Genomic DNA, 13313 nt, shown 5'->3' on the forward strand with positions numbered 1-13313 from the left:
TTCCATATGGCTTCGTCCAGATTCATGTGACGTGTCGCACAGTTCTAACCGGGCGGAAACATTGGCTCAAGCACCTTGGGTTTAACAGGACCGATCTGATTCAAATGCCCCGGAAATGCGAAGGGCCCCGCACCACCTGAGCGGTACGGGGTCCTCCCATGAAACAAGGTCAGCGCACGCGCGCCAGCACAAGACGAGCCTGACGGGCCACGGCCTCGTCGAGCATCCGACCGCGGGAGTCGACAGCCACACCGGAGCCGGCGTTCGCCAGAGCGTCGAGGACCTCGCGAGCCCAGGCGACCTTCTCCTCCGAGGGCGTGAAGACCTCGTTCGCGACCGCGGCCTGCGCCGGGTGGATGCAGGCACGGCCCACGAAGCCCATCCGGGCCAGCGCCTCGGTCGAGGCGCGGTAGGCCTCGAGGTCGCGGAACTCGGTCGAGACCGGGGCGATCGGCGGCGCGATGCCGGCGGCCGAGGAGGCGAAGACGACGAACGAACGCGAGAACAGCAGCTCACGCTCGTCCCCACCGACCTCGATGCCGACGTCGGCCTTCAGGTCGGCCTCGCCCACCTGGAGACGCTCGACGCGCGGGGCCAGGGCGATCTCGCGAGCAGAGAGGACGGCGCCGGCCGACTCCAGCAGCGGGACCAGCTTGGCCTTCGACCCGAGCTTGGTCAGACGCTCGTCCAGCTCGACGATCTCGGCGGCGGTCTCGGTCTTGGCGACCACGAAGCCCTCGAGCTCGTCGCACTCGGCGATCGCGTCGACGTCGAGGAAGCGGTCCTCGCCCGCGTTGATGCGGACCCAGATCTTGACGTCGGTCTTCTCGATGCCGTCGAGCCAGGCGAACACGACGTCGCGTGCGAGCGCCTTGTTGGCCGGGGCAACGGCGTCCTCGAGGTCGACGATCAACTCGTCGGCACCCCGGTCAAGCGCCTTGCGGAGCTTGTCGGGGGCATCACCGGGAACGTACAGCGCGGAACGAGAAAGCATCAACCGACCTTCGTCTCACCCTTGAGCAGGGACTTGGCAACAACAGTGCGAAGGATGTCATTGGTCCCTTCACCGATGGACATGAGGATCGAGTCACGGTAGAGACGCTCGACCTCGAACTCGGTGGAGTAGCCGTATCCGCCGTGGATCTTGAGCGAGTCGATGGCCGACTGCAGGGCCACCTCGGAGCAGAAGATCTTCGCCATGCCGGTGGCACCATCGGCGCGACCGTCGCGGACGGCGTCGGCGGCCCAGTAGGTCATGAGGCGGGCGGCCTGGACCTGGGTGCCGAGCTCACCGAGCTTGGCCTGGATCAGTTGGAACTCGGCAATGGCCTTGCCGAACGCCTTGCGCTCCTGCGAGTAGGACAGGGCCTCCTCGTAGGCGCGCTGGGCGATGCCGGTGGAGCGGGCGGCGATGTTGACGCGGCCCCACTCGAGAGCGGAGAGGACCTGCTTCATGCCGATGCCCTCGACGCCACCCAGGAGCTGGTCCTTGTGGACGCGGACGTTGTCGAGCAGGATCTCGCAGGACTCGGTGCCCTTGTAGCCGAGCTTGGGGATGTCCTTGGTGACCTCGAAGCCCGGGGTGCCGGCCTCGATCAGGATCACCGACATGCCCTTGTGCGCCGGCGAGGCCGACGGGTCGGTCTTGACCAGGACGGGCAGCGGGTCGGCGTAACGGGCGTTGGTGATCCACATCTTCGAACCGTTGATGACGTAGTGGTCACCCTCGAGGCGTGCGGTGGTGCGGATGCCCTGCAGGTCGGTGCCCGCGTCGGCCTCGGTGAGGCCGATGCCGGTGCGGCGCTTGCCGGTGGCGAGGTCGGGAAGGTACTTGTTCTTCTGCTCCTCGGTGCCGTGCATGGCGATGAGGCGGCAGGCCAGGGAGTGCGAGCCGAGGATGCCGGCAATGCCCATCCAGCCACGGGCGATCTCCTCGAAGACGAGGCCGAAGGAGACGGGGTCGAGGTCGAGGCCGCCGTACTCCTCGGGAACGGTGATGCCGAAGAGACCCATGTCCTTCATCCCGTCGACGATCTCGGTCGGGTAGCGGCCCGACTGCTCCCAGTCACGAGCGACGGGGATGATCTCGTTGTCGACGAACTGGCGCAGCAGCGCCTTGAACTCGCGCTGGTCGTCGTTGAACTTGAAGTCCATTGCGGGGCTCCTTCAGTGGTGAGTCCCCGAAGCACCGGTTCTGCGGTGCCTCGGGAGGGGGTCGGAAGAGCCGGGCCTCAGGCCTGGCGGTGGTACGGGAGGGCGCGACCGTCGGGCAGGTCCACCCAGTCGAGGGAGACGCGGTCGCCGATCGCCCAGCCCGACTCCCCCGGCACGGCCGGTTCGAGGCGGGTGAGCACGATCGGGCCCTCGGCGAGCCGGACACGGGCGACCGTGTAGGGCACCACGAGTTCGGGACGCGGACCACGGTGGATCACCGTGAAGGTGTCGACGGTCCCGGCACCGGCGGAGGGCACCTGGGTGAGGTGGTCCATCGAGCCGCAGCCGGTGCAGAGCGCCTTCGGCGGGTACTGCACGTGCTCGCACGACGTGCAGCTCTGCACGGTGTAGGTGTGCTCGCGGGTGGCGTCCCAGAACGGGGCGGAGACCTCGTCAGCAGGCGGAACGGTGCCGGGGACCCAGTTCAGGGCAGTGTCAGCAGCAGTCATCGGTCAGCTCCCAGGACGACGGTGGCGTGGGTGGAGAGGATGCCGCCGGTGCCGTGGGCCACGGCGATCTCGGCGCCGTCGACCTGACGGGGACCGCACTCGCCGCGCAACTGACGCACTGCCTCGACGAGCAGCAGGATCCCGTACTGACCGGGGTGGCAGTAGGACAGGCCGCCACCGTTGGTGTTGAACGGGAGTTTGCCACCGGGGCGGATGGTGCCGCCGGCGATGAAGTCGAGCGCCTCTCCCTCGCCGCAGTAGCCCAGGGCCTCGAGGCTGAGGGCAGCGGTGATGGTGAAGGAGTCGTACACCTCGGTGACGTCGACGTCAGCCGCGGTGATGCCGGCGCGGGAGAACGCATCCTGCACCGAGCCACGCGCACCGGGGACCGACAGGTCGGCGACGGCGGTGAACGAGGTGTTGGTGGAGCGCTCGCCGTAGCCGAGCACCCGGACCGGCTTCTGCTTGAGGTCGCGGGCACGCTCCAGGGAGGTGACCACGATCGCGCCGCCACCGTCGGTGACCAGGCAGCAGTCCCCCACCGTCAACGGCGAGGAGACCAGGGTCGACTCGGTGACGTCGGTGACGCTGAGCGAGCCCTTGCCGTAGCGGAACGCCTTGGGGTTGAGCAGGGCCCACTCCCGCGCGGCGAGAGCGATCTCGGCGAGCTGGTCGTGGGTCTTGCCGTAGCGGTGCAGGTAGCTCTGGGCCGCCATCGCGTAGTACGACAGCGGGTAGAGCATGTCGTAGGGCTCCTCGAACTGAGCCTCGGGGATCCACGCCTCGTGGACGCCGCCCATCTTGCGCGAGCGGGCCGAACGCTGGTTCGAGGCGAACGAGATCACCACGACGGAGGCCTGACCGGCCTCGATCGCCTGGGTGGCGCGCGCCAGGTACATCTCGAACGCCGAACCACCCGCGAACGTCGAGTCCGTCCACGTGGGCACGATGCCCAGGTAGTCGGCCATCTGGGTGGCGGAGAACCGCGAGACGTTGTTGGTCGCGATGCCGTCGACGTCGGCCAGGGTGAGACCGGCGTCGGCCAGGGCGCGGGTGATCGCCTGGGTCTGCAGGGTCAGGATCGACTTCTCGGTGACACCGAGGTCACACTCGGCAGCACCGACGATGGCGACTCCGGAGACCTTACTGCCTCGTGCAGATCCAACGCTGGTCATGCCGACGCTCCGGGACCGTCCGGGGTGCCGAGCAGGACGACGGCCGAGCACGGAGCGGCCGCGGCGCGACCGTCGTTGCCCTCGGCGTCCACCACGACGACCTGCATGGTCACGGTGATCTCACCGGTGCCGGACTCGTTGCCGACGACCTCGGTCACGGTGCCGGAGCAGCGCAGGGTCTCACCGGCGAAGACGAGGTTGCGGAACGCGAAGTCGAGCTTCTTCACGAAGGACTGCGGGCCGAGCCAGTCCTGGATCATCTCGACCAGCAGCGCGCCGTAGACCTGACCGTCGACGATCGGGCCGGGCAGCTTCTTCTCCGCCACGTACTCGGCGTCGTAGTGGAGCTTGTGCCAGTCCCAGGTGGCGCCGGCGTAGGCGACCATGTCGGTGAGGTTGATGGTGCGCGTCAGGGGCGGCACCACGTCGCCGACGGCGATCGAGGCGTGGTCGACGAACTCGGTCGGGTACGACTCGGTCCAGCTCATGCCTGGTCCTCCTTCGGCTTCGACGGGGTCAGTTCGACGAAGATGATCGTCTCGGCGTTCTCCGCCAGGAGTTCACCGTCCTGGTTGGTGTAGGTGGCGCTGGAGTTGATCAGCAGCATCTCCGCACCGGCCTTGTTGACCTTCGAGGTGACCTTGTCGATCGACCAGGTCGCCGTCACGACGTCGGTGGGACGCAGACGACGGTGGAAGGTGTAGGAGTTGCCACCCCGGACCTGACGCGTGTTCGGGACGTCGAGGTCCCAGGTGTGTCCGGCGTAGCCCTCGTCGTTGATCTCGAGACCGGCGTACTGGTTGGTCTCGGTCAGCAGCGTCAGCGGCGCGGTGACGTCGGCCAGGCCCTGGGCACGGGCGTAGGCCGGGTCGGAGTAGAGCGGGTTGTGGTCGCCGACGGCAAGGCCGAAGTAGCGGCCCGCGGCACCGCCGAAGGGCTCGGGCGCGGTGTAGACGCGCTTCGTGCCCTCCAGGGCGGCGATCTCGGGGGTGAGCAGGGTCATCGGTGCTCCTCAGGCCTCGGTCGCGGCAGCGGAGCCGGTGATGCGCGGGTGGTCCTCGGGGTAGAGAGCGGTCGGGAAGACCTCCAGGCCGAACTCGGGACGCAGCAGCGAGTGGCACAGGGCGCCGGTGGAGGCAGGCCACGGGGCGGTGAGCAGACGCTCGCGCACCTCGGCGACGGCCTTGTAGTCACCCACGTAGGACTCGACGCAGTACTCGGTGGTCTCGAGCAGGTCGGCCGGGGTGAGGCCCTCGTGCTCGAGCAGGTGAACGATCGCGCCGTAGGTGACCTCGGCCTGCTTGCCCAGGTCGCCGTCGTGCAGCGCCTTCTGCGACTCCATGTCGAGGGAGGCGAAGCCGGACATGAACAGCATGCGACCGGCCTTGATGCCCGGGGCGTAGGTCAGGGTGTCGTAGCGGCTCCAGCCCGGGTTGACGACATCGAGCTCGTGACGCGAGGCGGTGACGTCCATCGCGACCATGACGCCGGGAGCGTGCAGCTCCGACATCAGGATGCCGCCGGCGCCGGGGAACACGCCGTTCTTGTTCTGGCCCAGCAGTTCCTTCCGCACCCAGTGGGTCTTGCGGTAGACGTCGCGGGTCTCGGGGGTGGAGTAGTCGAAGGTGGTGACGGCGTGGCCCAGGGTCAGGCCGACCGACTCCAGCATCTCGCCGGCCTTCTCCAGGATGTAGCGGTACTGCGCCACGAAGTCACCGGGGAAGACGACCTCACCGTTCTCGTCGATCGGGACGACGGTGGGCAGGTAGACGACGCCGTGCGCACCCTCAGTGATCGCGGAGGGGCGGAAGGTGCCGGCCTGCGGCTCGGTGGAGGTGGCGACCAGGGTCTCGCCGCCGCCCTTGGTGGCGTGCAGCTCGACCTCGAGCCAGGCGTTGCGACGCACGAGACGCTCGACGGCGACGGTGCGCACGGTCGGACGGTCGCCGTAGATGCGACGACGCACGGCAGCCTGGTCCTCGTAGGCGTGCATGCCGGCCTTGGTGACGTTCTCAGTGATGCGGGTGACGTCGTCGGCGGTGAAGCCGGCGGCCTCCAGGATCGCGAGGGTCTTCTGGTACGCGATCTCGGCCTGCTCGGTCATGGTGCCGTTGACGGTCATCTTGCCGAGGGCTGCGTCCTGACGGGCCGAGGTGTGGCCCGAGGTCCAGGCGTCGTCGCCCTCGGTGAGGCCGAGGCAGAAGGTGAAGCCCTCGTAGGGGAACCACGGGAACTCGGCGGGCTTGATGGCGTTCAGGGTCATGGCTCAGGCCTCCTGGGCAGGAACGGGGCTGGCGGCCTGGGCCGCGAGCGTCAGGACGAGAGTGAGGTCCGCGGCCTCGGGGAGGGCGCGGAGCGCTGCGGCGAGGTCCTCGGCCAAGCTCGGTTCGTTCGGGGCGACGTTGCCGGCGAACTTCGCGAAGAGGCCCTCGTCGGAGAGCGGGTTGGAGCCGCCGCCGGGGCTGCGGTCCAGGTGACCGGCGACGGTGCGGCCGTCGGTCAGGGTGAGGACGACGTCACCGGCGGCGTCGGCGGCGACCACACCGGGGTCGACGACGTCGAAGGTGACGCGCGCGGCGAGGTCGGAGATCTCGGCACGCTTGAGGTTGGCCTCGGTGTAGGTCTCCACGCCGACGTGACCGTCGACGAGGATCGCGGCGACACTCCACGGGAGCGAGAACTTGGCCGCGTAGCCCGAGGCCGGACGGGCCAGGTCTCGGTCGGTGGCGCAGACGACGGCGGCAGAGTCGGGGTGGACCTGCGCGTGCACGCCGGCCACCTCGGCCGCGGTGACACCGGCGGTGGCCAATGCCTCCTGGGCAGCGGCCATGGTGACGTGGGCCAGCTGGCAGGTGGGCCAGGGCTTGATGCCGATCCGGGTGGTCTCCCAGTCGGCGGCGTCGGGGCTGCCCAGTCCGCGGGTGAGGACGGAGCGGTCGACGATGCCCTTGGCCAGGGCGGCCGGGGCGAGTGCCTCGTAGACGCCGTGAGGGCCGTCGAAGACGGTGTCGGGTCCGGTCGCGCCAGCCGCGGCCAGGCGTGCCGCTTGGATGCCGGCCTGCGAGGCGAACCCGGGGTGGAGCTGCTTGGTGCTGGCTCCGGTGGCGAGGAAGGCCAGGAGGCCGCCCGCCTGCGAACCCGCCAACCCGAGGGCGTTCACGGTCGTCTCGACGTCGAGCTTCATCAACCGCGCAGCGATCGCGGCGGAGGAGAAGACACCGGCCACCATCGTCGCGTGCAACCCGCCGGAGTGGAATCCGTTGGGGGCTGCGGCGGCGACACGGCAGGCGACCTCGTAGCCGACGACGGCGGCGTCGAGGATCTCTCGACCCGTGGCGCCGACCTGCTCACCCACCGCGAAGGCGGCGGGCAGCACGACGGAGGTGGAGTGCACCAGTCCCCCGGCGTGGGTGTCGTCGAAGTCGAGGGCGTGGACGAGGGTGCCGTTGGCCAGTCCGGCGGCCACCGCGGAGATCTTCTCCGTGGTGCCCAGGACGGTGGCCTCGGCCGGGCCACCGAGCCCGAGGGCGACGGTGACGGCCGGTGCGGCGGCACCCGCCCGGGCGCCGGCCACGGCGTTGCCCAGGCCGTCGAGCAGGTGCCGCAGGGCGGCGTGCTCGACAGCGGCGGGAACGGTGACCGGGCCGACGACCCAGGCGGCGAGTTCGCGGGCGATCATCAGTTCTTCACGGCTCCGAACGCTCCGGCGGCGGTGAGCTCGGCGATCTTCGCCGCGTCGTAGCCGGCGACCTGCGTGAGGATCTCCTCGGCGTGCTCGTTGCGCTGCGGGGCGCGACGGTACTCGGGGATCTCGGCGCCGACGCGGACCGGCGAGGCGAGCTGCTTGACCGTGCCGTAGCGCGGGTGCTCGGTCTCGACCAGCATGTTGCGGGCAGCGAGGTGCTCGTCCTTGAGGGCCTGCTCGACGTCGTTGATCGGGCCGCACGGGATCGAGGCCGGGTAGCACAGCGAGAGCCAGTGGTCGACGGTGTTGGTCGCGAAGATCGCGTCCAGCTCGGCGATCAGCTCGGCACGACGCTCGTTGCGGTCGGAGAAGGTCGCGTACGGCGAGTCCTCCAGGGCCCACTCGGGGCGTCCGATGACGACGGCGAGGCGCTGCCAGAACTTCTCCTTGGCGCAGCCCACGACGAGCCAGCCGTCGGAGGCCTGGAAGGCCTGGAACGGAACCAGCGACGGGTGCGCGGAGTGGCTGATGCGCGACGGCTGGTAGCCGGCGTTCAGGTGCCAGGTCGCGGGGTAGGTCAGCATCGCCATCGCGGTGTCGTACAGCGAGACGTCGCAGTCCATGCCGACGCCGTCGCGGGCCGCGGCGTGCAGGCCCGACATCAGCGACAGGGCGGCGACGTAGCCACCGGAGAAGTCGACCAGGGAGAGGCCGGACTTGGTGGGCGGGCCGTCGGGCTCACCGGTGAGCTCCATCCAGCCGGCGAGGCCCTGGAGCACGTAGTCGTAGCCGGGCTCCTTCATGCGGGGGCCGGTCATGCCGAAGCCGGTCAGCGAGCAGCACACGATCTTGGGGTTGATGTGCTTGAGCTGCTCGTAGGTGATGCCGATCTTCTCCGGCACGTCGCCGCGCAGGTTGGAGTAGACGGCGTCGGCGTTGCGGACGAGGTCCTCGAAGACCGCACGACCCTCGGGGGTCTTGATGTCGATCGAGATCGACTTCTTGTTGCGGTTGAAGGTCTCGAAGAAGAGGGAGTCCTCCTCCTCGAAGTACGGGGGCACGTAGCGGCCGACGTCGCCGCCGACGCTCGGGTCCTCGATCTTGATGATCTCGGCACCGAGGTCAGCCAGGTGCACGGACCCGAAGGGGCCGGCGCCGTACTGTTCGAGCGAGATGATGCGGATGTCCTCGAGCGGCTTGCGGGGTGCTGCAGTGCTCACTGGGTGCCTCCCTTGATGGCTGCGATGAGGCCGATGACCTCGTCCTGACCCTTGCGGATCTCGGCGGCGCTGAGGCCGTGGGTGGGTGCGGAGAGCTTGACGGCGTCGGCGATCCCCTCGTAGGCGCTGATCTGCTCGATCACGCGCTCACGGTTGCCGTTGAGGGTGATCGCGTCGGTCATCTCCTGGGTGACGACGTCGCCGAGGTAGTCGGCGCCCTTGCCGGCACGGAAGGCCTCGATGACGGCCTGCTGGGCCTCGCCCAGGCCGTGGAACTCGAAGAAGTCGGCGTAGGTGCGGACCGAGGCGTAGAACCCGACGTGCGCCTTGACGCGGTCGAAGGCCGCCTGCGGGTCCTCGTCGACGGAGCAGCACGCGGAGACGACGAGGTCGATCTCGGAGCGCTCGCGACCGGCCTTCTCCAGACCGGCGTTGATCTCGGGGAGGATCCGCTCGGCCAGGTAGGACGGGGAGCAGAGCTCGTGGGAGATCCAGCCGTCACCGATGCGACCGGCCAGGCGGGTCATCGCCGGGCCCATGGCAGCCAGGTAGATCGGGATCTCGGTGCGGGTGGGAGCGTGGGGACGCTCGTAGCCGCGGATGTTCATCGGCTCGAACTCGCCCTCGAGGGCGATCTCGTCACCGGTGTGAGCGTTCGCCACGAAGTGACGGACGTTGCGGACCACCTCGCGCATGTGACCGACCGGCTTGCCCCAGCGTGCGTTGTGCCAGGACTCGTTGAGTCGCTGGACGCCGGTGCCGAGACCGAGGATGAAGCGACCCTCGGCGAGCTCGTCGATGTCGAGCGCCTCGAGAGCGGTGATCATCGGGCTGCGGGTGAACGCGAGCTGGATGGCCGTGCCGACCTTGGCGGTCGTGGTGGCCTGGGCCAGCGCCGCGGCAGCGACGGCGGCGGAGCGGTGCAGCTCGGGGACCCAGACGATCTCGGCGCCGGCCTCTTCCGCACGGCGTGCGGCGTCGGCGAGCTCCGCGAGCGTCTCTCCCCAGGGGGCGAAGGTGATCCGCATCGTCGTCTACCTCAGCCCTCAGCCAGGAAGGTGCCGTTGAGGATGGAGCGCTTGCCCTCGGGGAAGATGCCCTCGAGCTGCTCGGCGCCCGCCTTGTAGACGTAGAACATGCGCTTGAACGAGCAGACCTCGTCGCCGTTCTGGTTCAGGGTGCGGGTCTTGACGGTCACGATGCCAGCGTGCGGGCGCGAGGCGGACTCACGCTTCTCGAGCACGACGGACTCCGACCAGAGGGTGTCACCGGCGAAGACGGGGTGCGTCATCTTGATGTCGTCCCAGCCGAGGTTCGCGAACGCGTTCTGGGTGAGGTCGGTGACCGACTGACCCACGGCGATGGCGACCGTCAGGGTGGAGACGACGAGCGGCTTCCCGAACTCCGACTTCTTGGAGTACTCGGTGTTGAAGTGGCTCTGGTTGGTGTTCATCGTCAGCAGCGTGAACTGGATGTTGTCGTACTCCGTCACGGTGCGACCCAGCGGGTGCTGGTAGATGTCACCGACCTCGAAGTCCTCGAAGTAACGTCCCTGCCAACCGGGCTTCACGCTCACGGTGCACTCCTTGTGTAGTCGTCAACTGCACGACGATCGTAAATGTCTGACATTTGACCGTCAAGGGCTTGCGCCGATTTGACGAGACAATCCGTACATGAAACATATCGGTTTCTCGGCTGGTATGGACCACTTCCGTGAAACTGCTCACGTGCACCACCAGCCCCACACGCCCCAACGGTCGCCGCGCCCGGACATGCAGCAGGGCCCGGCCGCCTCCCGAAGGAGGCGACCGGGCCCTGAGCAGTGCTACCGCTCCTCCGCCCTCACGGACAGGGGAACAACGCGATCAGTCGATCAGCGCAGGTCGAAGCGGTCGTTGTCCATGACCTTCGCCCAGGCAGCGGCGAAGTCGTTGACGAACTTGGCCGACGCGTCGTCACCGGCGTAGACCTCGGCGTAGGAGCGGAGCTCCGAGTTCGAGCCGAAGATCAGGTCGTAACGCGAACCGGTGAAGCCCTTGTCGGAGGTGAACAGCTCCTCCTCGGTGCCCTCCACCGGGGTCCAGACCTGGTAGTCGAGCAGGTTGGTCAGGAAGTCCCGGGTCAGGACGCCGGGGCGGTCGGTGAAGACACCGGTCTTCGAACCGTCCCAGTTGGTGTCGAGGACGCGGAGACCCGCGACCAGGACAGTCATCTCCGGGGCGGTGACGCCGAGCAGGTTGGCGCGGTCGAGCAGCAGGTACTCGGTGGCAGCCTTCGACTTCTTCTCCAGGTAGTTGCGGAAGCCGTCGTAACGGGGCTCCAGCCAGGCGAAGTTCTCGACGTCGGTCTGCTCCTGGGTGGCGTCGACGCGACCACCGGTGAACGGAACGGTGACCGGGGTGCCAGCAGCCGCAGCGGCCTGCTCGATGCCCACGCCACCGGCGAGGACGATCAGGTCGGCCAGGGAGACCTGCTTGGTCTCGGTGTCGAAGCCGGCCTTGACCTCACGCAGCGCCGCGATGACCTTGGCGGTGCGCTCGGGGTTGTTGACCGTCCAGTCCTTCTGCGGAGCCAGAGCGATGCGGGCACCGTTGGCGCCGCCGCGCTTGTCCGAGGAACGGAAGGACGCAGCCGAGGCCCACGCAGTGGCGACGAGCTCGGAGTTCGACAGACCGGTCGCGACGATGGCGGCCTTCAGCGTCTCGACGTCGGCGTCAGTCAGGGCCTCACCGGTGTGGACCGGGAGCGGGTCCTGCCAGATGAGGTCCTCGGCCGGGACCTCGGGGCCGAGGTAGCGGGCCTTGGGGCCCATGTCACGGTGGGTCAGCTTGAACCAGGCACGGGCGAACGCCTCGGTGAAGGCGTCCTGGTCGTCCTTGAACTTCTTCGAGATCTCGGCGTAGATCGGGTCGAAGCGGAGCGCGAGGTCAGAGGTGAGCATGCGCGGCTCGCGCTTGCCCGAGCCGTCGGCCTCGGGAACGAGGTTGGAACCACCGTTGTTGACCGGGCGCCACTGCTTGGCGCCGGCCGGGGACTCGAAGAGCTCCCACTCGTAGGAGAACAGGATGTGGAAGAACTCGTTGTCCCAGCGGGTGGGGTTGTAGGTCCAGGTGACCTCGAGGCCAGAGGTGATGGCGTCGATGCCCTTGCCGGACTTGTGCGAGGACTTCCAGCCCAGGCCCTGCTCCTCGATCGGGGCGGCCTCGGGCTCGGGGCCCACGAGGGCGGCGTCGCCGGCACCGTGGGTCTTGCCGAAGGTGTGACCACCGGCGATGAGGGCGACGGTCTCCTCGTCGTTCATGCCCATGCGCTTGAACGTCTCGCGGATGTCCTTGGCCGAGGCCAGCGGGTCCGGGACGCCGTTGGGGCCCTCGGGGTTGACGTAGATGAGACCCATCTGGACAGCGGCCAGCGGGTCGAGCAGGTCGCGGTCACCGGAGTAACGCTTGTCGTCGAGCCACTCGGTCTCGGGACCCCAGTAGACGTCGGCGTCGGGCTCGTAGACGTCCGGGCGACCACCGGCGAAGCCGAAGGTCGGGAAGCCCATGTCCTCCATCGCGACGTTGCCGGCGAGGATCATCAGGTCGCCCCAGGAGATCTTCTGGCCGTACTTCTTCTTGACCGGCCAGATCAGGCGGCGAGCCTTGTCCAGGTTGCCGTTGTCGGGCCAGGAGTTCTGGGGGGCGAAGCGGTGCTGGCCGTGACCGGCACCACCGCGGCCGTCGCCGGAGCGGTAGGTGCCCGAGGCGTGCCACGCCATGCGGACGAAGAGGCCGCCGTAGTGACCGAAGTCAGCCGGCCACCAGTCCTGCGAGTCGGTCAGGACCGCACGCAGGTCCTCCTTGACCGCAGCGAGGTCGAGGGACTCGAACGCAGCCTTGTAGTCGAAGTCGGGGTCGTGCGGGTTCGTCGCCTCGGGGTTCTTGGCGAGGATCTTCAGGTTGAGGGTGTTGGGCCACCAGTTCTTGTTGGAGTCTCCCTGGCCCGGGTGCGGCTGGCCGTGGAGCACGGGGCACTTTCCGCTGGACTCGTTCATCTCGCCGACAACGGCGTCGGGGGTCTCAGACACGTTGGTTCCTTCCGGTCCTCATGCAGTGGTGAAAAGAGTTGAAAAAGGGTGTGGGTCAGCTGGACGAGCACGCCGGGCAGGTGCCCCAGTAGACGACCTCGGCCTCGTCGATGGTGAAGCCCCGATCGTCCGACGCGGTCAGGCACGGGGTGTGGCCCACCGCGCAGTCGACGTCACCGATCGCGCCGCAGGTACGACACACCACGTGGTGGTGGTTGTCGCCCACCCGCGTCTCGAACCGGGCAGGAGAACCCTGCGGTTCGATGCGGCGCACGATGCCGGCCTCGGTGAGCGCTCCGAGGACGTCGTAGACGGCCTGGGTGGAGACCGATCCGATGTCCGCGCGCACCATCTTCAGGACAGTGTCGGCATCGGCGTGCGGCGCAGCGGCGAGAGCACGCAGGACCGCGAGGCGGGGTCGCGTCACCCGCAGGGACGCTCCGCGCAGCAGTTCTTCAGGCTCTCTCGTCAGCACGGGGCCAACTGTAGCCCTTACTGGAA

The 13313-nt window shown here is 68.5% G+C and carries 13 protein-coding genes; all 13 read right to left on the minus strand.

Annotated elements, in window-relative coordinates:
- Nucleotides 1–169: 169 nt before the first annotated feature.
- Nucleotides 170–994 carry an HpcH/HpaI aldolase/citrate lyase family protein gene (locus tag EOV43_RS08530; RefSeq protein WP_128220912.1) on the minus strand — a complete coding sequence of 275 codons (825 nt, stop codon included), beginning with the start codon at nt 992–994 and terminating at the stop codon, nt 170–172.
- Complete coding sequence (locus tag EOV43_RS08535; protein WP_128220913.1) at nt 994–2154, minus strand: acyl-CoA dehydrogenase family protein; 1161 nt, start codon at nt 2152–2154, stop codon at nt 994–996. Before EOV43_RS08535 ends, EOV43_RS08530 begins: the two co-directional genes overlap by 1 nt.
- Nucleotides 2155–2231: 77 nt before the next feature.
- A complete protein-coding gene (locus EOV43_RS08540; protein ID WP_128220914.1) occupies nt 2232–2663 on the minus strand; it encodes a Zn-ribbon domain-containing OB-fold protein in 432 nt (143 codons plus the stop codon).
- Nucleotides 2660–3838 (minus strand): acetyl-CoA acetyltransferase, encoded by a 1179-nt coding sequence (locus EOV43_RS08545; RefSeq protein WP_128220915.1) that lies wholly within the window; start codon nt 3836–3838, stop codon nt 2660–2662. Before EOV43_RS08545 ends, EOV43_RS08540 begins: the two co-directional genes overlap by 4 nt.
- On the minus strand, nt 3835–4326 hold the full coding sequence (locus tag EOV43_RS08550) for a MaoC family dehydratase (RefSeq protein WP_128220916.1): 492 nt from the start codon (nt 4324–4326) through the stop codon (nt 3835–3837). The genes EOV43_RS08545 and EOV43_RS08550 overlap by 4 nt, the downstream gene beginning before the upstream one ends.
- Nucleotides 4323–4841 carry an FAS1-like dehydratase domain-containing protein gene (locus tag EOV43_RS08555; protein WP_128220917.1) on the minus strand — a complete coding sequence of 173 codons (519 nt, stop codon included), beginning with the start codon at nt 4839–4841 and terminating at the stop codon, nt 4323–4325. The genes EOV43_RS08550 and EOV43_RS08555 overlap by 4 nt, the downstream gene beginning before the upstream one ends.
- Nucleotides 4842–4850: 9 nt before the next feature.
- Nucleotides 4851–6101 carry a RidA family protein gene (locus EOV43_RS08560; protein ID WP_128220918.1) on the minus strand — a complete coding sequence of 417 codons (1251 nt, stop codon included), beginning with the start codon at nt 6099–6101 and terminating at the stop codon, nt 4851–4853.
- Between the two features lie 3 nt (nt 6102–6104).
- Nucleotides 6105–7517, minus strand: a complete 1413-nt coding sequence (locus EOV43_RS08565; RefSeq protein ID WP_128220919.1) for an MmgE/PrpD family protein — start codon at nt 7515–7517, stop codon at nt 6105–6107.
- A complete protein-coding gene (locus EOV43_RS08570; RefSeq protein WP_128220920.1) occupies nt 7517–8743 on the minus strand; it encodes a CaiB/BaiF CoA transferase family protein in 1227 nt (408 codons plus the stop codon). Before EOV43_RS08570 ends, EOV43_RS08565 begins: the two co-directional genes overlap by 1 nt.
- Entirely contained in the window at nt 8740–9771 is a 1032-nt protein-coding gene (locus tag EOV43_RS08575; RefSeq protein WP_128220921.1) for an LLM class flavin-dependent oxidoreductase, read from the minus strand. The genes EOV43_RS08570 and EOV43_RS08575 overlap by 4 nt, the downstream gene beginning before the upstream one ends.
- Before the next feature lie 11 nt (nt 9772–9782).
- A complete protein-coding gene (locus EOV43_RS08580) occupies nt 9783–10319 on the minus strand; it encodes a MaoC family dehydratase (protein WP_128220922.1) in 537 nt (178 codons plus the stop codon).
- 297 nt (nt 10320–10616) lie between these two features.
- A complete protein-coding gene (gene katG / locus EOV43_RS08585; protein WP_128222223.1) occupies nt 10617–12779 on the minus strand; it encodes a catalase/peroxidase HPI in 2163 nt (720 codons plus the stop codon).
- 88 nt (nt 12780–12867) lie between these two features.
- Nucleotides 12868–13287, minus strand: coding sequence for a Fur family transcriptional regulator (locus EOV43_RS08590; RefSeq protein WP_128220923.1), 420 nt, complete (start codon nt 13285–13287; stop codon nt 12868–12870).
- Nucleotides 13288–13313: the final 26 nt, after the last annotated feature.

This window comes from Nocardioides yefusunii, from assembly GCF_004014875.1.
GTDB classification, from domain to species: Bacteria; Actinomycetota; Actinomycetes; order Propionibacteriales; family Nocardioidaceae; genus Nocardioides; species Nocardioides yefusunii.